At 36.5% G+C, this 1085-nt stretch carries 1 protein-coding gene and 1 riboswitch; the gene reads right to left on the bottom strand.

Going from position 1 to position 1085, the window contains the following annotated elements:
* Positions 1 to 105: 105 nt before the first annotated feature.
* A complete protein-coding gene (locus tag GMD6S_RS09380; RefSeq protein WP_000449829.1) occupies positions 106 to 774 on the bottom strand; it encodes a TenA family protein in 669 nt (222 codons plus the stop codon).
* 218 nt (positions 775 to 992) lie between these two features.
* A riboswitch (TPP riboswitch) is annotated at positions 993 to 1081 on the bottom strand.
* Positions 1082 to 1085 lie beyond the last annotated feature (4 nt).

Raw genomic sequence — 1085 nt, 5'->3', positions numbered from 1 at the left:
AGTATAACAGAATTTGAAAGCCCTAGCAAGATATTTGACTGGAAAATATATTTATATAGTTTGTTTGTTCATTCTTTTAATCTACATAAAAGGATTGAATTTATCCTATAATTCATAACCAATATCAAAAAAGGCTAATTCTAAAGCTACTGCTTGATTCCAGCGTTGCTGAAGTTCTGTCAAATCTTCTCGATTTTTCCCGACACGATTGAGTTCGTCAACCAGAAATTGAACCCACTCTGTAAAGAAAGGACCTCTGTGGAGATTGACCCATTCTAAATGAATATAGGCTTCAGGTAGAGCCAAATCTTTAGAACCCCAGTCTAAATAGAGACCTTCTGCAATGACCAGCATGACCAAAAGATGAGCATAGTCTGATGAAGCCACAGCAGAATACATTAGCTCCTGAAACGCTTTTGTTACAGGGTGCAAGGTCACTTCTAGATAGTCATTCTCTGCTACTTTTAACTCTTTGAAAGCCTTTTGGAAATAACCATCTTCATCTGCTTCAAGAAAGCCTAGTTGTTTGGCAAAACGAAGTTTGGATTCAAGCTGGTCTGCGTGAGCTACACAAGCTCCCAGCATGGATAAGAAAGCATCAAAGAAATGATAATCTTGAATCAGGTAGTCTTTTAAGACCTTATTCTCAATTGTCCCCGCAAAAAGTTCCTTGACAAAACGATGATTGATTGCAGCCTGCCAATCCTTCTGACTGCTTTTTAATAATTCTCCAACGGTCAAACCTGGCTGAAATGCATAGTCTTGTGTTTCCATATTTATTTTTCCTTTCTTTACTCCTTAGTAATCAATAAAATATCAAGAGATACCAAGCAAAATCGTAATTCCACTTGATACTTTTAAAGAACATCGAGGGCATTTGCAGATAGCTACCTAAACAAGCCTATCCAGTTTGTATAAACAAAAAAACTCCAATTACAAACGAGAATTAGAGTTTACCTTACAAGATTAGACAGTTTCCTTCAACATAAGAAAAAAAACTTTTCACATTTCCCTTCGCCAGTATTAACTGTATCAGGTTCAATGGGTATCATCTCAGCCTAAAGCACCCCAAATGTCTTTATTAT

The sequence above is a fragment of the Streptococcus sp. GMD6S genome (genome assembly GCF_000297015.1).
Note: the sequence above shows the minus strand (reverse complement) of the source record. Positions and strands in the feature narration are given on the sequence as shown.

What these genes read in the sequence shown, in the direction of transcription:
- GMD6S_RS09380 (WP_000449829.1), bottom strand. Translation starts at nt 774, where the DNA reads ATGGAAACACAAGACTATGCATTTCAGCCAGGTTTGACCGTTGGAGAA.